The following is an 18,500-nucleotide window of genomic DNA, read 5'->3' on the forward strand; positions in this document are numbered from 1 at the left end:
GGGCGCTCACTTCCCCCCGTCCGGGCTCGGTGCCGTGCCCGCGTCCCCGGTGCTGCCGGTACCGGCGTCCCCGGCCCCCCCCGTACCGGCGTCCGCGGAGCCGCCCACGCCAGGGCCCTCGCCCGGCAGCTGCTTCGCCGGCTTGGGCTGGATGGGCTGCCCATCCCGCAGCTGCTGGAGCGAGCCGACGATGACCTGCGCTCCCGGCTCCAGGCCCTCGAGCAGCTCGTAGTCGTTGCCCTGGAGCCCGCCCAGCTTCACCGGCCGGCGCTGCGCCACCATGGGCCCGCCGTCGCCCTGCACCGCCACCATGGCGAAGAACTGGCTGCTCTGCTGCGTCACCGCGAAGGTGGGCAGCCGCAGCGCCTCGCGCGTGGCGTACACCACCTGGGTGTGCACCACCTGGCCGGCGCGCAGCCCCTGCGTGTTGTCGAAGGCGGCCTTCAGCTCCACCAGCTGCGTGCGCGGGTCCGGCGTGGGTGCCACGAAGAAGACGGGGGCGCTCACCACCGGCTGGCCGTCGCTGTCCAGCACCTCCACCCGCGTGCTGCCCGTCTCCACCTTCGAGGCCCGCTCGGGTGGCACCGCCACGGAGATCTCCAGCGCCCGGCTCTGGTTCACGTTCGTCAGCGCCGTCTGCGAGGTGACGGAGTCGCCCACCTTCACGGGGATGTCCCCCACCACCCCGGCGAAGGGCGCCTCCACCCGGAAGTAGCCGAGCTCCACCTGCTGGGCCTGCAGCTGCGCCTCCGCCGAGCGCGCGCTGGCCTCGGCCGCCGCCGCCTGGGCCACCGCCTGCTCATAGTCCTGCCGGCTCATGAGCCCCTCGCGCAGCAGCTGCTCGGCGCGCTGCCGGCTGTTGCGCGCGAACTGCTGCTGGGCCACGGCCGAGGCGCGCTGGGCCTGGGCGCTCCGCACGCCCGCGCGCTCGCGCCTCGGGTCCACCTCCAGCAGCATCTGCCCCTCCTTGACCTGCTCTCCCGGCTTCACCGCGATGCGCTGCACGTAGCCGGCCACCTGCGGATAGACGGTGACGCTGCGGCGGGAGATGAGCGTCCCCAGGTAATCGCCCGTGTCGCGCACCGGGCCCGGCCGCAGCTCCATCACCTCCACCGGCAGCGGCTGTCCGCCACCTCCCGGGCCGCCGGGTCCGGCCTGGGGGCCGCCCTTTCCTTGCGAGCGCTCACACCCCACGAGGGCCAGGGCCGCCAGCCACACTCCCCACACTCCCCGCCTCACCAGTCGCATGCCGCCTCCGCCAGGAACGCCTCGATTCGCGCCTGGAACAACTGGAACTCGCTCACCACCAGGTTCAGCTCCGCCTGCCGCAGCGCCGCGGCGGACACCACCAGGTCCTGACTCGTCCCGGTGCCCACCTCGAAGGCGCGGCGGGTGAGCCGGTCGTTCTCCGCCGCCAGCTCCCGCGCCCGCGTGGCGATCTCCAGCTCCGCCCCCGCCACGCCCACCTCGCGCCGCGTCTGTCTCACCTCGACCGTGGCCCCGCGCTGCCTCGACACCACGTCCTGGCGCGCCGTCTCCTCCTGGGCCCGTGCCTGCCGCACACGGCCTCCGCGCGCGCCTCCTTCGTAGAAGGGCAGGGTGAGCACCGCGCCGACGTTCCACACGGGCACCCGCGCGAAGCCCGGGTCCACCGTGAAGCCCAACACCGTGCTCTGGGCCGCCAGCGTGGGCAGGTACTGCGCCTCGGCCGCCGACACGTCGTGCCCGGCCGCCTCCAGTTGCGCGCGTGCCGCCGCCAGGTCCGGCCGCTTCTCCAGCTCCTGGAGGTTCTGGCACTGCGCCTGGCCGCGATTCAGCAGTTCCTCCAGGGACACGCCGCGCGTCAGTCCCACCGGCTGCTCCTGGCCCAATATCAACGCCAGCGCATCCCGCGCCTGCAGCAGCGAGTTGTCCCCGGACACCACGGAGGAGCGCGCCGACTCCGCGTCCTGCTGGAGACGGATGACGTCCAGCTGGGTACCCGCGCCCAGCTCCAGCCGCCGCTGGGCCAGCGCGAGCCGCTCCAGGGCGGAGCGCAGGTTGACGCGGTTCACCTCGGAGAGCCGCTCGGAGGAGGCCACCCGCGCCAGGGCCCGGGCGAGCTCCCCGGTGAGCTGGCGGCGCGTCTCGTCCACGGACAGCTCGGCGGCGCGGCGGGAGGCGCTGGCCGAGCGCAGGGATTGAATGGCGCTCCAGTTGAGCAGGGGCACGGAGGCCGTCACCGTGGCGGTGCCCAGGGGCGTGGTGGGCCGTGGGCCGTCACCTCCACCGGCCCCGACGCCTCCACCGATACCGCCGCCGCCCACGCCGCCCCCGATGAAGGGCGTCGAGGGGTCGAGCACGTTGGACTGGACACCGGCCGAGCCGTTGACGGTGGGCAGCAGTCCGGCGAGGGCCACGCGCCGTTGTCCCGCGGCGGACTCCACCCGGGCCAGTGCGACGCGCAGGTCCGTGGATTGCTGGCGCAACAGCGTGAGCGCCTCGTCCCAGGAGCCCACCTGCACCGGCGCCGGAGGAACGGGCTCGAGCAGCGGGTCGGAGACCTGGGGTTGGAAGGGCGGAGACACGGCGGCCCCCGGTCCGGTCTGGGCCAGCAGGGCACCCGCGGGCAGGCCGGCGTGCCAGAGCAGGGCTGTGAGCAGGAGGGCGGTCATGGACAGGCCGCCCACATTGCTGCCTGCCTTCGCGCATTGCCTCCTACCCGAGGGCAGTCATGACACAGCAAGACATTGTGGGTGCTCGCTAGCGAGCACTTGCGTCACCCCGCAGCAGGAATGCGACAGCGGCGCGAGACGGATGCTCGCCAGTGGGCACTCGGGTGCCGAGTCCCGGCGTCAGCTGAGGTCCTTGGAGGCCGTACGCGGCGGCTCCTCGGAGGGCCGGGGCTGGCCGGTGCAGTCGGTGCCGGGGGCGGGCGCGCGGGTGGTGCGCGGCCGGTACTCCCAGTGCCACGGCTCGGAGGGCACCGTGCGCCGGAAACCATGGAGGCACGCGTTGGCCGCGAGCCAGTGGTACGTGGGGGACTCCTCGTCGCCGACGACGACGTCCACCGCCAGGCCCCGCTGGTGGTTGGATTGGCCGGGACGCGCGGCCTTGGGGCCCAGGCCCTTGCGGTAGCGCTCGTAGAGCAGACGCTGCTCCCGGCGGGTGCGGTAGCCACTCGTCACCCAGAGCCAGATGCCGTCCGCGCGGGCCTCGGTGGCCATGCGTTGGAAGGAGGCCGCGGCGTCACGGCGCAGCGACTCGCCACCGGGCAGCTTGACGAGGTGCTTGGACACGGCCGTCTTCGCCCGCTTGCGTTTCGCGTCCGCGCCGGGCGCGAGACCGGGAACGAGCAGGCACACGAGGGCGAGCAGAAGACTCCAGCGGAGCGGCGGGAACGGCATGGGGCGGTTCCTGTCCAGAGGGGCGGGAGAGCGGTGCTCTCACATTCATTCCCGGAATGCGAGCAGGCGGCCGGACAGGCGCCGCGTGGTCCGCTGGCTCGAAATGGGGGGTGGCTCGTCTGGCTGGCCGCTCTCCCGGTAGAGTGGGGCATCCCATGACGACCGCCCTGCGTCCCGTGCCTCCGAGCGAGGAGATTGCTCCCGCTTCCGCCGCTGTCTCCACTCCCGCCCCGTTGCCCGCCGCGCGCCTGATGGCGCATGCCGCCGCGTGGCTCACCCTGCTGGGATTGCTCACCGGCGGCTTCGTGTCCGCGGCCATGACGGGCAAGGTGCCGGCGGATGCTCATGCCGCGCTCGCCTCGCACCTCAACGCGCTGATGGGGGCCTTCCTGCTGCTGGGTGTGGCCTGGACGCTGCCGATGCTGCGCTACGGGGCCACGGGCCAGCGCCGGCTCGCGTGGGCCTTCATCGTGTCCAACTTCGCCAACTGGTTCGTCACCGGTGTGAAGGCGTTTCTGCGCGTGTCCGGCGTGGACGCCACCGGCGAGCCCGTGAATGACGCCGTGTTCGGCGTGCTCACCCTGTCCGTGGTGTTGCCGGCGCTCGGCGCGGCGGCGGCCTGGGTGTATGGCTTCCGGCGCGACGCCGCGGCTGCGGAGCCCCGCTCGTGACGGCGTGAGGGGCCTCAGTCCAGCGCGGCGCTCACGTCGGTGCGGGTGAGGCGCAGGGCGGCCATGCGGCGGCGGCGGGCATCGGCGATGGCCAGGTGCCAGCCGGCGGCGAACAGGCCCACGACGAGGCAGCCGCCCCACAGCGCGGAGGAGCCGAAGCGCCCCAGCACCCACGAGCCGAGCGTGGGGGCGATGCTGGCCGACAGGGCCCACAGCATGTAGTAGGCGCCCTGGTAGGTGCCGCGCTGCTCGGTGGGCGCGAGGTCCGCCACCACGGCCGAGGCCGCGGGCGCTTGGGCAATCTCTCCCAGCGTCCACACCCCCACCGCGAGTGCCGCCAGCCACGGGTTCGCGCCCAGCGCGTGCAGCCCGAAGCCCAGCCCCGTCAGTGCCGAGGCCCAGGCCAGCGCCGTCGCGCGCCGCATCTGGCCCAGCGCCCGGCCGACGAAGGGCTGCAGCAGCACGATGAGCACGCCATTCACCCCCAGCACCGTGCCGAACATCGCGGGCGACATGCCTTGCGCGGTCAGGTCCATCGGCAGCGTCACGTTGCCCTGGGAGAAGATGATGGAGGTGAGGACGATGGACAGGGCGAAGGCGAGGAACACCTCGTCCCGGAAGGGCGCCAGCGAGGGCAGCCGGCGGGAGGACTCCGCTGCCGGGGCCGCCTGGGCGGGGCGCGTCTCCGGCACCTTCCACCAGACGAGCACTCCGTAGAGGAAGGTGGTGCAGGCATCCGCCACGAAGAGCACGAGGAAGCCGAAGCGCGAGGCCAGACCCGCCAGGGGCAGGGCGATGGCGAAGCCCACGTTGATGACCCAGTACAGCAGGCTGAAGGCGCGTGCCCGGTCCTCGGGCTTCACCACGTCGGAGATCGCCGCCGACACCGCGGGCCGGTACAGCTCGCCCAGCAGGCCGAGCAGGAAGGCGGACACGCAGATGTGCCACGTCTCCCGGGCGAAGCCCATGGACAGCATCGCCGCCGAGCCCAGCCACAGCCCCGAGAGCAGCGTCTTGCGCCGGCCCACCCGGTCCGCCAGCGTCCCGCCGACGAGCCCCGCCAGCACGCCGCCCACGCCGTGCAGGGACACCACCATGCCGGCCTCCTCCACCCGGAAGCCGCGCTCGCGCGTGAGGTAGAGCGCCAGGAAGGGCACCACGAAGGAGCCCAGCCGGTTCACCAGCGTGCCCGTCCACAGGTACCAGTACGTGCCCGGCAGTCCTCCCGCCGTCGCCTGGAGTTCCGCCCTCAGTCGCCCCAACAGGTGCTTCATGACGGGGCGCAGCTTGCGGGAAGAGGCCCGTGGGCGCCAGCGGCGGGTTTCCCCCCTACTCCGCGAGTGGGTGCCCGCGTAGGATCCGGCTGAGACCGGAGACTTTCGCATGCGCTTCCAACCGCCCTGGAGCGGGGCCTTCCGCCTCCAGACCTTCTTCCGCCGCACACCCGAGGCCCTGCCTCCCGGTGAGCTCGAGGCCATCCGGTCCTACATCCTGGGCTCCTCGCTGCTCGGGGAGACGAACCTGACGTCGCAGTTCTCGGGCACCTATGGCTTCTCGGTGACGTTCCGGCGCGAGGCCGTCTCCGACGTGAAGGACCGCTTTCCCGCCTTCGCGCCGTTCCTCGACGCCGCGCTGCTGCCGGGCTGCAACGCGTTCCTGCTCAACCCGTTGCTCATCCAGAACGGGCGCGGGGTGGATGACCACCTGGACAAGAGCATGATGTTCTACGGGGCGGGCATCGACTGTCCCATCGCCGTGAGCGTGCTCTACGTCCAGGTGCCCGAGCAGCTCGCGGGAGGCGCGCTGCGGCTGTACCACCGGGGCAGGGAGGTGGCGGTGCTGGAGCCGAGGCCGGGCGCGCTGGTGACGTTCCGGGGAGACCTGGTGCACGAGGTGGTGGCGGTCCAGGCCGGAGCCCCGCGGCTCTCGGCGGCGCGCATCAGCCTGGTGGTGGAGCAGTACCGTCTGTCGGAAGAGCTGCTCGCGCGGGTGCCCGAGATGGAGCTGCGGACCCGCACGGGGGTGGTGGCGGCATGAGCGAGCTGACGATGGAGTGGTGGGTGGCGCAGAGCCTGGAGCGGGTCTTCGCGGCCATCGAGGACCCGTTGCTGATGCGGCGCTGGTACGGGGCGCCTCCGGGCGGCCAGCGGCTCGGGGAGGAGGGAGACGTGGAGGCGGGCGAGCCGTTCCAGGTGAACGTGCTCGACGCGAAGGGCGCGCCCCGGGTCCAGAAGGGCTGCATCCTCGAGGTGTTCCCGGGCCGGGGCTTGTTGATGGAGCTGTCGTGGGACGGCGGGGAGTACGGCACCGGCACGACGCGCGTCTCCCTGGTGCTCGAGCCTTCCGGAGAGGGCACGCGCATCGAGGTGCGCCAGGGTCCCTTCCCGAGCCCCGAGGCCCAGGACGCGTACCGGGCGTACTGGGAGGTCAACGTGGGGCGCCTGATGCGAGTCGCCTCCGGAGAGGCGGTGCCCTGCTTCGAGGAGTTCTGGGAGGAGTCGGGAGGCTTCGCCGAGCCGCTCGGCCTGGCGGCCTATACCGTGCTCGTGGGCATGAGGGAGGCCGGGGTGCCGCCGGAGACGCTCGCGCAGGTGGAGGAGACGCTCTACACGCACCTCGCGCGTCTGCCCGAGGACACGGCGAGTGTGCTCGGGGCGGTGCTTCGCGCACGCCTCCAGGGCAGGTTCCCCGGGGGAAGCTGAAGGCTGGCCCGCCCTCCGGGGGTTGCACTACCCTCGCGCCGCACTTCCCCCGGATTGGAGTCCCCGTGCGGCGTATCCTCGCGCTTCTCGGCGGTCACCCAGAACCGGCCCTGAGCTCAGCGCCGGCTCAGGAATCCCTCCAGCACCCCGGCGACGTTGGTGCCGATCTCATCCACCGCGTAGCCGCCCTCCTGCACGAACACCGTGGGCAGCTTCAGGTCGGCCAGCCGCTGTCCGATGAGCGGGTAGTGCTCCTGGGCGAGCTTGAAGGCGCTGATGGGATCGCCCTCGTAGGTGTCGACGCCGAGCGACACCACCAGGGCGTCGGGCGAGAACGTCCCGATGGCATCCAGCGCGGCTCCGAGGGCGGCGCCGTACTCCTTCCAGCCAGTGCCGCGGGCCAGGGGGAGGTTGAGGGTGTAGCCCTCTCCGGCGCCGGCCCCGCGCTCGTCTGCATAGCCGAGGAAGTAGGGATAGTCCGTCTCCGGGGTCGCGTGGATGGAGATGAACAGCACATCGGAGCGCTCCCAGAAGATGTCCTGGGTGCCGTTGCCGTGGTGGTAGTCCACGTCGAGCACCGCGACGCGGGCGAAGCCCCGGTCACGCAGGTGCTGGGCCGCGAGGGCGGCGTTGTTGAGGAAGCAGTAGCCGCCGTACACCGAGTGTCCTGCGTGGTGTCCGGGCGGTCGGCACAGGGCATAGGCGCCCTTCTCACCCTCGGAGACGAGCGCGGCGGCGGTCAGGGCGCAGTGGGCGGCGGCGAGCGCGGCGTCCCAGGTGCCCTCGACGATGGGCGTGCTGGAGTCGAAGGCGTAGTAGCCCATCTTGCCGTTGATGCCGGAGGGGATGTGGTCCCGGCGCAGGCTGCGGGCGGGGAAACCGCTCGGCAGCATGAAGCCCTGCTTGCCGAGCGAGCGCCACTCCGCATGGGCGGTGCGCAGGAACTCGACGAACCCGGCGTCGTGGACGCGCAGCAGGGACTCGTGGGCGAAGGAGCGTGGCTCGATGAGCTCGAGTCCGGCGCGCTCCACGGCCTTCAGGATGTAGTCGACGCGCACGGGCATCTCGAAGCACGGCACCAGCTCGCCGCGATGCAGTTCCATGCCGCCGTCATGGCGGGCGTGCAGCGGGGAATGAACGACTTTCACCGGGGGAGTCTCCAGGGCTGAAGGAGGAGCGGCGCGGCGAGTTGTAACGCAGCGCGGGTCCGTCCTCCAAGAGAGGGGGTCTCCGCTCCCGGCACGCGGGTGAAGTGGAGCAACACCCGGCGGCGAAGCACGGGGAGAGGACTTCGAGCGGATCTGCGGCAACCTGCTGGAGGAGCGCGGGGACCGCTTCGAGCGGGGTTTCGTGGTCAGGCGCTTCCTGCCGTTGAAGGTGCGGGGGCGGACGCCGAGCGGGCCGGCGCACCTGGAGTTCCGGCTGTTCTTCGGGCGTGGGCGGCTGCTGGCGGCGGAGTCCTACGATGACTTCGATGTCGACGTCCCGGACTTCTCGGCGTTCGAGCGGCTCGCGCGGAAGGTTGATGCGCGCTTCTTCACCATGGATGTCGCGATGCTCGAGGACGGCCGCTGGATGGTGGTCGAGGTGAACGACGGAGGAGTCTCTGGGCTCCCGGCGAGCATCGACCCGCGTGAGCTGTTCGCGGCGTTGCTGGGAGTGGAGCGCTGAAGAGGGGCGTTCCGGGGCTCACCCGGGGGGCAGCCAGGTAGAAAGGTGACAGAGGGACGCGTGGAGATGGCGTTGGCCGGGCGAGGACGTTAAGGGAGTGCCCCATGGAGCCCACCACCGACCTGGCCACCTGTCTGCTCTGTGGCGCTGGAGCCTCTCCGGCGCTGAACCTGCCGCGCTTCGCTGGCGCCTCGTGTCAGGCGTGTGCCCAGCGCGTGGGACACCTGCTGGTGCAGGACTCCGCGCTGCTGACGGACATCTGGCCGCTGCTCGCCGAAGACCTGGATGATGAGGAGCCCGAGCCCACGGTGCAGCGCGCGGATGGGAAGACGGTGGAGCTGCGCCAGGTCATCGCGGAGATGAAGCGTGACCTGTCGGTCGAGGACCGCATGAAGCTCGCCGAGATGTACGGCGAGATCGGCCTGATTCGAGAGCAGCTCGAGGAGTGTGGCCGGGTGCTCGTCGCAGCGTCCGCGGCTGGGCTGGCCCAGCGTGCGCTCGACGTACTCTTCTCGGAAGAGCTGTGCTCGCCGCGTGGGCTCGAGGAACTCCGCGGGCGCATGTTCCCGGCCTGAAGCGCGAGGCTGCGCCCGCTCAACGCAGCTTGATGGAATGATACCACCTGTCCTGGGCCGGGCATGCTTCGTCGCCGCACGTGGTGAGGCGCAACAGGACGACTCCTCTGGTGGAGTCCATGTAGGCGGTGTCCATGAAGATTCGGCTGGCCGCCTTGCACGCGTCCGCTCCGCTGTCGCTTCCGCGATTCAGCTTCAGCTCGATGGGTGGAGCGCTCCCGGCCCGCTTCAGCACCAAATGACCCTGGTTGAACGTCATCTCCAGTTGGGGCAGCTGCAGCTTCTGTGTAGGAGCCTGCTGGCAGCTCTCCGTCATCATGGGCTGGAGGGGCTGTTCCTCCAGCGTCACCCATTGTGTCCTGCCAAGGGAGTCATTCACCTGCCGGATCCTCTCGAGCACCTTCTTGTCGAGCGCCTGGGACAGAGGCAATGAGCGCTGAACGGGTGACACCTCTCCGGCTTCGAGCACAGGCAGTTTCCAGGCGACTTCGTTGGTCTGGGAGTTGCGTACGGTGATGAGCAGGTTGGGGTCCTTGCGCTCACCATCCGCGAAGACCTCCGCCAGGGCTACGAGCGTCCCGTCCTCCGAGATGGCGGGGAACCCGGTTGCGTAGAGCGACGCGCTGACGGCGTTCGGCTTCTCATACCCGACGAACGGGCCCTGGGGCGGAGCTTTCGTCTGAGTGGGAGGCGTGCTTGCCGCGCGAGACTTGTCCGGAGGGAGGCGGAGCACGTGGAACGCCGCTGGCGGTTCGGGGCAGCTGTCCACTCCGCAGAAGCCGAGTTCGATCAGCACCACGTTCCGCTCCAGGTTGACGAAGGTGCCATTCAGCCACGAGGGACTGGCGTGCTCGCACCCTTGCTGGCGAACTCCCCAGGAGGGGAAACGCCGGTCGAGCACCTTCTTGCCCCGGCGCCAGATCTGGAGCCGCGGTTCCTGGTACGAGAGCTTGAGATCCTCCAGGGACACCGAGCGCTTCGGACGTTGCCGCTGGATGAAACAGGCATCCGAGAAGAACTCCGCGTCATGTTGAGGATTCTCGCGGTAGAGCAGGGGCTTCCACTCGCGCTGGCCCAGGTAGGAACGCGCCTCCCATGCACGGGACCTCGCCAGCCGCTCCAGCTCCGGTCCGCTTCGGCGGAGACTCTCTTCCTCTGAGAACAGCACCTTCTCGAAGACGACGGCATCCGTTTCCACATCCTTCACGACCAGCGCGCGGGCGGTGCCTTCGGCGGCAGAGGACTCGCGGTTCAAGAAGGCGATGCTCTTTCCATCGCTCGAGATCCAGGCTCCGCGGTCAGGGCTCGCGGGCTCACCACCGCCTGCGGCGAACAGCGCGGAGGCCTGAAGCGGAGCGGAGGGGCTCCACGAGGTGGGCTCGGGCTGGGTCTCCTTCGGCTCTGCGGCTGCTACCGGGAGGGTCCAGATCAGGGCACAGACGATGCCGATGCTCCACGGTTGCATGGTGAACCCCTCCTCGAGCGCAGGGTGTATCGAACCATGGGAGCCCGTCTTCTCCCAGAGCGACAAGAGGTACACGGGCTCATCCCGGGAGCCGTGGCACCCTCACCCCCGACCCCTCTCCCGGTGGGCGAGGGAGGAGTGGCTCAGCCGCGCACCACGGCCACGGGCGTCAGGGCCGTGGGGCGCTTGTCCGGCGTGCACATGTCACCGTCCGCCGGCCGCTTCCCGAAGAAGAGCTGGTTGCCCTCCACCTTCACGATGTCGTGGTCCGTTCCGCACGCCGTCACCGGCCTCAGGAACACGCACCCCGTCGTGCTCGTCTCCTGCTCCTCGCCCACCTTCCACGTCCCCGTCCCGCACTTCGCCCCCTGGAACCAGTCCGCCACCGGCTGTACGTGCGCCGTCATGTAGTGCCGCGCGAAGCCGAAGTTCCCCTCCGTCGCCCCCTCCACCTTCTCCGAGTCCTTCTGCAGCGTGTACGGGCCCTCGAAGCGCGCGGTGAACAGCCTCGCCGTGCAGCCCTCGTCCCCGAACGTCTCGAACTTCAGCGACCAGTCCTTCTCCGTCAGCTGGAAGTTCCGCTTGAAGTACGTCTTCGAGCCGTCCGGGTTGGGCATCGCCTCGCACACCGCGCTCGTCCATGCGCCCGTCAGCTCGTTCGTCTTCACGCGCGTCCCCGACGCTCCTCCCGCGGTGGCACAGCCGGCCACGAGGCCCAGGGTGACAACGGTCAGCGCGAGGCGGTTCATCGTCTTCATGGTTTCTCTCCAGAGGTCTGGCTCCGGCCGCTTCGTGCGGCCCGGGCGAGCCAAGGAATGCCCCGGAAGCACCCCTTGCGAAAACGCTGGAGATTGCAGGGGGGGCATGCGAATTTGCAGGGCGTGCCGGACTGGAATGATCTCCGCTACTTCCTCGCCATCGCGCGGGAGGGGACGCTCGCCTCGGCCGCGCGGGACCTGGAGGTGGATGCCTCCACCGTGGGCCGGCGGCTCGCGGCGCTCGAGGACGAGCTGGGCTCGAAGCTCTTCGATCGCACGCCCTCGGGGCTGGTGCTGACGGATGCGGGGCGAGGCATCCGCTCGGCGGTGGAGGAGATGGAGGCGGCGGCGCTCGCGGTGGAGCGCCGGGCCAGTGGCGAGGACGCGCGCCTGGAGGGCGTGGTGCGCATCACCCTCACCGAGGCCTTCGCCGTGGACATCGTCCTGCCGCGCTTCGCCCCCTTCCGCGAGCGCCACCCCGGCATCGAGGTGCAGTTCCTCACCGACTACGGCGCGCTGGACCTGGCCCGGCGCGAGGCCGACATCGCCATCCGCCTCACCCGGCCCCAGGGGGACACGCTGGTGGCTCGCAAGGTGGGGGAGATCGCCATCGCCCCCTATGCCTCCGAGGCGTACCTGGAGCGGCGCGGTGCACCGGATCCGGCGCGGGGCTTCGCGGGGCACGACGTCATCGGCTACGCGGACGCCGCGGCGAAGTGGCCCGAGTCCCGCTGGCTGGCCGAGGCCGCTGCCGGCGCCCGGGTGGCGGTGCGCTGCAACTCGCTGCTGTCGGTGGTGACGGCCACCGCCGCGGGCATGGGCGTGGGAGTGATGCCGTGCCTGTGCGGAGACCGGGAGCCGGGGCTGCGGCGGGTGGCGCCCCTCGTGGCCTCGCTGCGCCGTGACATCTGGCTGGTGGTCCATCCGGATTTGCAGCACAACGCGCGTGTGCGCGCCACCCTCCACTTCCTCACCGAGCTCATCCACCGCGAGCGCCCGCTCCTGTCCGGCGAGGGCCGTCCCGCGACGCGTTCCTCCGGGAGGCGTTCCTCGTGAGCCAGCTCGTGGGCCTGTTGGCCGCCAGCCTCCTGCTGGGTGCCTTCGCCCGGCGCAGCGGCCGCTTCCCGGAGCAGACGGCGTTGGCCCTCAACGCCTTCGTGCTCAACATCGCCCTGCCCGCGCTGGTGCTGCGCGCGGTGCACCGCCTCACGCTCGCCCCCGAGTTGCTCGCCGCCGCCGCCACGCCGTGGCTCATCTTCGGTGGCTCGTGGCTCTTCTTCCGCACGCTGGGCCCGCGGCTGGGCTTTCCGCCCGGCACCGTGGCGGCGCTCGTCCTCACCGGCGGGTTGAGCAACACCGCCTTCGTGGGCCTGCCCCTCATCGAGGGCCTCATGGGCCGCGAGGCGCTGCGCGTGGCCGTCGTCGTGGATCAGCTCGGCTCGTTCCTGGTGCTGGGCACGGTGGCCACGCTCTTCGCCTCGCACGCCGCCGCGAAGGACACCCGCACCGGGGCACTGCTGAAGAAGGTGGTGACCTTCCCCCCCTTCCTCGCCCTGGTGACGGCGTTCCTCCTGCACCCGTGGCACTGGCCCGAGGCCGTGGACGTGGTGCTCGGCCGGCTGGGAGATCTGCTCACCCCGCTGGCGCTCTTCTCCGTGGGTTTCCAGTTGCGGCCCTCGGGCGTGAAGGGCCGGATGCGCGCGCTCGCGCTGGGGCTCGGTTACAAGCTGGCGCTGGCGCCGCTCGCCATCGCGCTCCTGTTGCTGCTGCTGCCCGGCATGGGCCGGCTCACCTTCGAGGTGTCCGTTCTCCAGGCCGCCATGGCTCCCATGGTCACCGCCGCCATCCTCGCCGCGGACAACGGGTTGGACCCGGAGCTCTCCGCCCTCATGGTGGGGCTGGGCATTCCGCTCTCGTTCGCCACGGTGCCCTTCACCCTGTGGCTCCTGCACTGAGAGCCTGGGTGCGGCCTACGCGAAGGCCTGCGTGGCGTAGGCGATCTCCAGGCCCTCCTTGCGCATGCGCAGCCGCGTGCGCGACAGCCAGTGGCAGTGCGGGCAGTAGCTGTGCGCGCCGTTTCCCGGCGTGCTGCGGATGGTCACCGCGCCGCCGCACAGCATGCAGCCATCGGGAAGGGTGAACTCCGAGACAGCGTCACCCGTGTTCTTCTCAGTGATTCCGGTCATGCCTTTCACGTAACGCAGCAATCGGCGGCCACAAGTCGCCGGGCCGCGATTTCCGGACACGCCCGGAGGGCAGGCAGGCGGGCCTGTAGCACCTACCGTCCCCGGTACCAGTCCACCGCCGCACACCATGCCACCCTGGTGGGGGTACTCCCTCCAATCCCTCGATAACCCAGCGCCCTGGGCAGGCGCAGGTGGTGGTGTCAGGCGGCTGGGAACGCGAACCCGCCGGGGTTCATGGCGCACTCCCGTTGTCGGCCTTGGTCGGGATGGTGGGCTGAGCCTCCACCGCGTCAGCGGGTTCGGTCGGGCTCGCTCCGCTTCCTGTCAGGGCCGCGCCTCCCGTGTTGTGCTGGATGAGCTTGCCCTTGATGGCGACCCCTCGTGCGTCGATCGTGATGAACCCCCCCGGTCCTTTCAGCGTGATTCCGCTGGATGCCTCGATCACGATCTTCGTCGACTTGAGATGGATCTCCTTTTCCGACTCCAGCGCGGTGCTCTGCCCCACCTTCACCTGCAGATCCTTGCCCACCGTATGCGAGTGGGTCTCATCCACCTTCTCGTTCAGGTTCTGCTTCACGTGCAGATGGCTGTCCTTGTGCACCAACTCCAGCCGGTTCGACTTGATGACAATGTCGATGTCTCCATCGCCGTCGATACCTCCCACCAGGAGCTTCATGCTCCCGCCCACCTGCTCCTGGCTGTTCCGGTGTACCGTTAGACTCTTGTCCCGGTACACCAGTTCGTTCTGATCCCCCACCTTTCCACCCTTGCCTACGCTACCAATCGTCTGATGCCGGTCGTGGAGGATGTCCTCGAATGAGTCGTTCTTCACGTGCACGTCCATGTTCCGCTGGGCGTGGATGAAGACCTGCTCCTGCCCCTTCTCATCCTCGAAGCGCAGCTCGTTGTAGCCGCCACCATCCAGGCTTGAGTTGGATTTGATCGTGCTCTTGGTCTTCTCCGCAGGCAGTGCGTAGGGAACTAGGTTGTTTCCGTTGTACACGCGGCCGATGATGATGGGCCGATCAGGGTCACCCTCGATGAAGTCGACAATGACTTCCTGGCCGATGCGGGGGATGAACATCGCTCCCCACGCCTCACCTGCCCAGAGCTGGCTCACGCGTACCCAGCACGAGCTGTGCTCGTCCATCTGTCCTTGCCGGTCCCAGTGGAATTGCACCTTCACCCGGCCCCACTCGTCGACGTAGATCTCTTCGCCAGCGGGTCCCACGACCACCGCCGTTTGTGAGCCCTTGACGTGGGGCCTTGGCGTTACCCGCGCCGGCCGGTACGGCACATGGTGCGGTACGCACATGAACTCATTGGAGTAGCTGAACTCCCCGCCCTGGGACTCCTCGTCCAGGACATGGGGCTGTTGGCCCTCGTGCTTCACTTGGGTGAGCAGATAGCGCCCGTTGTAATCCCCTCGTGGGTGCTCCTCCAGCGTGAACATCCGCCCAGGGCACAGCCGCTCGCAGTCGCTTTCTCCCCGTCCCACGCGCTTCGTCGCCTGGAATGCCTCCAGCCTCACCCTGGCGATTGTCTTTCCTTTTGCCAGCGTTCCTTGAGCGGGATCCTGGTACTCGCCCGGATAGTCATACACCTCCAGGTCCGAGTCCACCTCCGCCTTGTGTTCCACCTCCATCTTCAGCCCCGGCTGCTTGAACCTGTAGTCCCGCAGGGTCGCCTTGCCCGAACGGACCTCCTCGCTGAAGCGGAAGCGGCGCACGTGGTCCTCCAACACCACCATTCCTGTCTCCCGGCGGAAGCACAGCGCATCCGGTCCATCAATGGGTTTCAGGGCGGGTTTCCCGTCGCCGAGCACCAACACGTGCTTGTCCGCCGCGTGCTCGAAGAAATAGAAGATGCCGTCCTCTTCCATCAGGCGGCTGACGAAGGCCCAATCCGATTCCCGGTACTGCACGCAGTAGTCGCGCGGCTCGTAATTGTTCGTCAGCACGAACCGTACCCGGTCCGCCGGAATCCCCGCTGTGTCGAAGACCTTCTTGAGAATGGCCGGAGTGTCCAGCTTCTGGAAGATCCGGCAGTCGTAGCGCTGCTCGAGTCGCCACGCCAACGGTGTCACCGTGGCCCGGTAGAGCGTGTAGTGCGGCAGTTCGTTGAGTTGTTCGAAGCGGCTGATGAGCCCATTCAGGAATCTGGGCACCAACTCGCCACGCAGTGTCAAGAGCGCCGACTTCCCCAGCATATCCGCGAAGTCGATGTACGGATTCGTGCTGGCCAGCTCCACCTGGAACTCGAAGAGGCTCGACACGCCCTCCGTTCCCGAGAAGCGGACCACCCTCAGGGGGTCCGAGCAACCTTCGACCTCGAACACGAAGAGAGGGGACTCTCCCAGTGCATGGACATGCGATCGAGCAACCATGTTGAAGCACCGTCTTTCAAATGAGAGTGGAGCGCCCGGGGAGCTACAGCGATACGGGTGAGAACGCAGCAGTGTCGAGGATGTGCTTCCAGGTGAGGCCGTCGTAATACGAGCAGCCATATGCGCCCGCGAGCAACATCACTCCGTCCGCGACCGCCAGGTTGCCGGAGCTGATCTTGATTTGAGGGGGCACATCGCACTCACGCAACTCATCGCCCACGATCTCCCACAACCCATAATCGGAGGTGCAATACACCCGGTCCTGGAACCAGACCATGTCCTTGAAGGGCAGGGCCATCTGGTCGCGGTGGATGAGCTTCCAGTTGTCACGCCGGCCCTTCCAGATGTTTCCACCCGTGCCGCTGATGTACACCCAGCCATCGCCCGCGCAGCAGACCGTCTCCAGCACCATGTTGCTTGGGAACTCGATGCGCTCCCAGGCGTTGCCGTCGAAGTGCCACACGTCTCCCTTGCCGCCCACGCAGTAGAAGTCGTTGGGGTCAAAGGCGTCGAAATCATCGAAGCCGTACTCGCCCGAGTCCACGTCCGGGTCGGGCGTGAAATCTAGCCCCGTGCAGAGCGACGTCCACTGGTTGCGGTCGTCCCGGCGTGCCAAGCCCCGATACCCCGTGCACACGTGGAGAAGGCCGTCGATGGTCCGGATCTTCCGAATGCCGCCACGTGCCGGGCCGCGCCGCCCTGTGGGAATGTCTTGCTCTTTTTCCAGGGCACCGCCACCAATCGTCACGACCTGTCGGCCTCGGTCGATGCCGATGAATTTTTCGTTGGGCCGCTGGGATGCGCCAGCGCGCATTCCTGCATAGCCCTCATAGGACACGTAGGTCCAGCGCTTGTTGGCTGGCCTCTCCGCGAAGTAGACAACTACCCGGGTGGTTCGATCCTCATCCGCAGGTGGGCGTTGATCCTCATCATAATCCGACAGGGTGACAAAATAAAAGATGTTCCGATTGCGAATGGCGCAATCAATGATGGTGAAGCCGCCAAAACACCGTTCGTAGTCGCTCTGGTTGATCAGCATGTATATCTTCGTTCTGATGGGGGGCGGGACAGGGACTCTTTACTCCCCGGCGTCGCCTGCGTCCTCGGCATCTCCCGTGCTGCCCTTCCTGCCAGCGACAGCAGGCACTGTGCCCATGCATTTGTTTTTGTAATAGCTGTCGAGTTGGGCTTTCAGGCAGTCCGGGTCACATTTCGACTCGGGAAAGGTGTGCATGATGCTTGCAACTCCCATGTCCCGGGCCCTTCCGTAGCTCATTTCCGTGTTTTCGAAGAAAATACCACTTGCCTTGTAGTCCGCCACGGCTTTGACCAGTTTGTCGTGGATCCTGCCGTGCGAGCCATGGAAGTTATTGATTCCCTCGACGCAAACCGTTGGCGCATCGCCCGGCTTGTACCCCGGGCAGTGGCCGCCCTTGGTCATCTCGTCGGGAAGTACGTGGTGGCCTGTCTGCCCCGGACAGCAGCCTGTGCCCCTCATGGCCTTCAGGGAACTGGTGTTCTTGTACGGAACGAGGATGCACCTGCGCGCGCGCGTGCATGCATTGAGCCGTGAGAACAGGTCCATCGCGTCGGCCATCGCTTTTTGGGGGTTCCTTTTCGCTTCATTCAGAACACCGTCCATGCTCTTGAGCGCACCCTCGAAGTCGCCCATCACTTCTTTGATCTCGGAGATGGAGGCCAATGCTGTCTTTGAGAGTTGGTAGCCTTCGTAGGCCGTGGAAGCCCAGTCGTAGATGTTCCAGGCCGTCGCGATTCCTTCGGTCACGATGGCACCGACTCCCGCGACTGCAGCACCGCTCGCGCCTACTGCCCAGCGTGCAGCGGAGCGTGCCCCCAGCTTGAGCGCCCGCTCCGTGGCCTCCTTTCCGAGCTTCTCAAGAAGTTCCTTCTCCAGCTTCTCGACGAGTGGCTTGACCAGACTGGACGTGACAGAACTCAGGTCGTCCTTGATGTTGCCGAGTTGCTCGGTTAGTTGCTTTATCTGCTCTGGATAGCGGGTGTTTGGTTTGAGCCACAGCCCGTCACAATGCTCCATCCAGGAGGTATTTGCATTCTTGTCGAGCTTGTTCTTGACGTTCTCGGTGATTTTTTCCAGGCGCTTGGTCATCTTCTTGAGGAAGTTCCTGCGGGCGCGCTGTAGGTTTTGGGCGTTGTCTTTGCCATCCTCCGGCTCTGGGCCGCATTCCTTGTCGATCTTCTGCAAGTCCTGGGCACAACGGCCCTTCGCCGTCTTTGCGGCATCGTCGAAGTACACCTGTGCCGGAGTATTGCCACCCGGGCTCGCGTGGTTGTGCGTCATCTGATCCTGATGGCGCGCGACGTTCAGGCCCTCGACGAGCACGTCCATCGACCAGCTCGTGAAATAGGCCTTGCCCTTGATGACGCCGGTGTTGAGACCTTTGGCGTAGGAGGATGTGGCTGGCTCGTTGCCCGTGCTGGTGGAGAAGTAGCTCTTGTCCTTCTGGGCCACCATGGTGCCGCAGATGAGGATGGTGCGCGTGCCGTCCGTGAGGTCCTTCGCGAAGGTGGTGTTTGGGTAGGGCACCGGGACGGGGCCGGCAGGTGGGCCGGGAGGGCTCCAGCACACATCGGGGAACGCTGCCGCGGACTTGCCATCCGCTGCTTGGCTGCAAATCTCGCGGCCGTTCGCGTAGACGTGGGTTTGCATGTTCTCTCGTC

General features: G+C 68.3%; 17 protein-coding genes and 1 pseudogene. 7 read left to right on the forward strand and 11 right to left on the reverse strand.

Annotated elements, in window-relative coordinates:
* Nucleotides 1-6 precede the first annotated feature (6 nt).
* The 3 genes from VFZ09_RS10695 to VFZ09_RS10705 all read right to left on the reverse strand — a co-directional run bounded on the left by VFZ09_RS10695 (nucleotide 7) and on the right by VFZ09_RS10705 (nucleotide 3,386).
* A complete protein-coding gene (locus VFZ09_RS10695) occupies nucleotides 7-1,248 on the reverse strand; it encodes an efflux RND transporter periplasmic adaptor subunit (protein ID WP_329727424.1) in 1,242 nt (413 codons plus the stop codon).
* Nucleotides 1,236-2,654, reverse strand: coding sequence for a TolC family protein (locus VFZ09_RS10700; RefSeq protein ID WP_329727425.1), 1,419 nt, complete (start codon nucleotides 2,652-2,654; stop codon nucleotides 1,236-1,238). Before VFZ09_RS10700 ends, VFZ09_RS10695 begins: the two co-directional genes overlap by 13 nt.
* A gap of 180 nt (nucleotides 2,655-2,834) precedes the next feature.
* Complete coding sequence (locus tag VFZ09_RS10705) at nucleotides 2,835-3,386, reverse strand: M15 family metallopeptidase (RefSeq protein ID WP_329727426.1); 552 nt, start codon at nucleotides 3,384-3,386, stop codon at nucleotides 2,835-2,837.
* A 155-nt stretch (nucleotides 3,387-3,541) separates the two neighbouring features.
* On the opposite strand from VFZ09_RS10705, the gene VFZ09_RS10710 reads away from it, so the two are divergent.
* Nucleotides 3,542-4,057: a hypothetical protein gene (locus VFZ09_RS10710; protein WP_329727427.1), complete on the forward strand. Its 516-nt coding sequence runs from the start codon at nucleotides 3,542-3,544 to the stop codon at nucleotides 4,055-4,057.
* A 14-nt stretch (nucleotides 4,058-4,071) separates the two neighbouring features.
* Here the strand turns inward: VFZ09_RS10710 and VFZ09_RS10715 are convergent, their stop codons facing one another.
* The gene (locus VFZ09_RS10715) at nucleotides 4,072-5,331 is read right to left on the reverse strand and encodes an MFS transporter (protein WP_329727428.1); all 1,260 of its coding nucleotides are present in this window, start codon (nucleotides 5,329-5,331) and stop codon (nucleotides 4,072-4,074) included.
* Between the two features lie 109 nt (nucleotides 5,332-5,440).
* Between VFZ09_RS10715 and VFZ09_RS10720 the strand changes: the two genes are divergently transcribed.
* Both VFZ09_RS10720 and VFZ09_RS10725 read left to right on the forward strand, forming a co-directional pair.
* Nucleotides 5,441-6,094, forward strand: a complete 654-nt coding sequence (locus tag VFZ09_RS10720) for a 2OG-Fe(II) oxygenase (RefSeq protein ID WP_329727429.1) — start codon at nucleotides 5,441-5,443, stop codon at nucleotides 6,092-6,094.
* Complete coding sequence (locus tag VFZ09_RS10725; protein ID WP_329727430.1) at nucleotides 6,091-6,759, forward strand: SRPBCC domain-containing protein; 669 nt, start codon at nucleotides 6,091-6,093, stop codon at nucleotides 6,757-6,759. Before VFZ09_RS10720 ends, VFZ09_RS10725 begins: the two co-directional genes overlap by 4 nt.
* Before the next feature lie 116 nt (nucleotides 6,760-6,875).
* Here the strand turns inward: VFZ09_RS10725 and VFZ09_RS10730 are convergent, their stop codons facing one another.
* Entirely contained in the window at nucleotides 6,876-7,907 is a 1,032-nt protein-coding gene (locus VFZ09_RS10730) for a histone deacetylase family protein (RefSeq protein WP_329727431.1), read from the reverse strand.
* A 148-nt stretch (nucleotides 7,908-8,055) separates the two neighbouring features.
* Here VFZ09_RS10730 and VFZ09_RS10735 point away from each other — a divergent pair.
* Together VFZ09_RS10735 and VFZ09_RS10740 are read left to right on the forward strand one after the other, a co-directional pair.
* Nucleotides 8,056-8,430 (forward strand): annotated as a pseudogene (locus tag VFZ09_RS10735) (ATP-grasp domain-containing protein); the annotation flags it as partial.
* A 104-nt stretch (nucleotides 8,431-8,534) separates the two neighbouring features.
* Nucleotides 8,535-9,005, forward strand: coding sequence for a hypothetical protein (locus VFZ09_RS10740; RefSeq protein WP_329727432.1), 471 nt, complete (start codon nucleotides 8,535-8,537; stop codon nucleotides 9,003-9,005).
* Between the two features lie 19 nt (nucleotides 9,006-9,024).
* On the opposite strand, the gene VFZ09_RS10745 is transcribed toward VFZ09_RS10740, so the two are convergent.
* Entirely contained in the window at nucleotides 9,025-10,470 is a 1,446-nt protein-coding gene (locus VFZ09_RS10745; RefSeq protein WP_329727433.1) for a hypothetical protein, read from the reverse strand.
* A 143-nt stretch (nucleotides 10,471-10,613) separates the two neighbouring features.
* A complete protein-coding gene (locus VFZ09_RS10750; RefSeq protein ID WP_329727434.1) occupies nucleotides 10,614-11,228 on the reverse strand; it encodes a hypothetical protein in 615 nt (204 codons plus the stop codon).
* Between the two features lie 123 nt (nucleotides 11,229-11,351).
* On the opposite strand from VFZ09_RS10750, the gene VFZ09_RS10755 reads away from it, so the two are divergent.
* Together VFZ09_RS10755 and VFZ09_RS10760 are read left to right on the forward strand one after the other, a co-directional pair.
* Nucleotides 11,352-12,284, forward strand: coding sequence for a LysR family transcriptional regulator (locus tag VFZ09_RS10755; RefSeq protein ID WP_329727435.1), 933 nt, complete (start codon nucleotides 11,352-11,354; stop codon nucleotides 12,282-12,284).
* Entirely contained in the window at nucleotides 12,281-13,183 is a 903-nt protein-coding gene (locus VFZ09_RS10760) for an AEC family transporter (RefSeq protein ID WP_329727436.1), read from the forward strand. The genes VFZ09_RS10755 and VFZ09_RS10760 overlap by 4 nt, the downstream gene beginning before the upstream one ends.
* A 15-nt stretch (nucleotides 13,184-13,198) precedes the next feature.
* Here the strand turns inward: VFZ09_RS10760 and VFZ09_RS10765 are convergent, their stop codons facing one another.
* The 4 genes from VFZ09_RS10765 to VFZ09_RS10780 form a co-directional block, all read right to left on the reverse strand.
* Nucleotides 13,199-13,414 (reverse strand): hypothetical protein, encoded by a 216-nt coding sequence (locus VFZ09_RS10765; protein WP_329727437.1) that lies wholly within the window; start codon nucleotides 13,412-13,414, stop codon nucleotides 13,199-13,201.
* A 232-nt stretch (nucleotides 13,415-13,646) separates the two neighbouring features.
* Nucleotides 13,647-15,752: a type VI secretion system Vgr family protein gene (locus VFZ09_RS10770; protein ID WP_329727438.1), complete on the reverse strand. Its 2,106-nt coding sequence runs from the start codon at nucleotides 15,750-15,752 to the stop codon at nucleotides 13,647-13,649.
* A 91-nt stretch (nucleotides 15,753-15,843) separates the two neighbouring features.
* On the reverse strand, nucleotides 15,844-16,839 hold the full coding sequence (locus VFZ09_RS10775; protein WP_329727439.1) for a hypothetical protein: 996 nt from the start codon (nucleotides 16,837-16,839) through the stop codon (nucleotides 15,844-15,846).
* A gap of 39 nt (nucleotides 16,840-16,878) precedes the next feature.
* Nucleotides 16,879-18,489 (reverse strand): PAAR-like domain-containing protein, encoded by a 1,611-nt coding sequence (locus VFZ09_RS10780; protein WP_329727440.1) that lies wholly within the window; start codon nucleotides 18,487-18,489, stop codon nucleotides 16,879-16,881.
* Nucleotides 18,490-18,500: the final 11 nt, after the last annotated feature.

This window comes from Archangium sp., from assembly GCF_036277355.1.
GTDB lineage: Bacteria > Myxococcota > Myxococcia > Myxococcales > Myxococcaceae > Archangium.

Bases quoted from the DNA above. Each gene is read 5' to 3' on its own strand.
- VFZ09_RS10705 (WP_329727426.1), bottom strand. From the start codon at position 3,386: ATGCCGTTCCCGCCGCTCCGCTGGAGTCTTCTGCTCGCCCTCGTGTGC.
- VFZ09_RS10780 (WP_329727440.1), bottom strand. From the start codon at position 18,489: ATGCAAACCCACGTCTACGCGAACGGCCGCGAGATTTGCAGCCAAGCA.
- VFZ09_RS10720 (WP_329727429.1), top strand. From the start codon at position 5,441: ATGCGCTTCCAACCGCCCTGGAGCGGGGCCTTCCGCCTCCAGACCTTC.
- VFZ09_RS10710 (WP_329727427.1), top strand. From the start codon at position 3,542: ATGACGACCGCCCTGCGTCCCGTGCCTCCGAGCGAGGAGATTGCTCCC.
- VFZ09_RS10745 (WP_329727433.1), bottom strand. From the start codon at position 10,470: ATGCAACCGTGGAGCATCGGCATCGTCTGTGCCCTGATCTGGACCCTC.
- VFZ09_RS10750 (WP_329727434.1), bottom strand. From the start codon at position 11,228: ATGAAGACGATGAACCGCCTCGCGCTGACCGTTGTCACCCTGGGCCTC.
- VFZ09_RS10700 (WP_329727425.1), bottom strand. From the start codon at position 2,654: ATGACCGCCCTCCTGCTCACAGCCCTGCTCTGGCACGCCGGCCTGCCC.
- VFZ09_RS10725 (WP_329727430.1), top strand. From the start codon at position 6,091: ATGAGCGAGCTGACGATGGAGTGGTGGGTGGCGCAGAGCCTGGAGCGG.
- VFZ09_RS10775 (WP_329727439.1), bottom strand. From the start codon at position 16,839: ATGCTGATCAACCAGAGCGACTACGAACGGTGTTTTGGCGGCTTCACC.
- VFZ09_RS10740 (WP_329727432.1), top strand. From the start codon at position 8,535: ATGGAGCCCACCACCGACCTGGCCACCTGTCTGCTCTGTGGCGCTGGA.
- VFZ09_RS10765 (WP_329727437.1), bottom strand. From the start codon at position 13,414: ATGACCGGAATCACTGAGAAGAACACGGGTGACGCTGTCTCGGAGTTC.
- VFZ09_RS10715 (WP_329727428.1), bottom strand. From the start codon at position 5,331: ATGAAGCACCTGTTGGGGCGACTGAGGGCGGAACTCCAGGCGACGGCG.
- VFZ09_RS10695 (WP_329727424.1), bottom strand. From the start codon at position 1,248: ATGCGACTGGTGAGGCGGGGAGTGTGGGGAGTGTGGCTGGCGGCCCTG.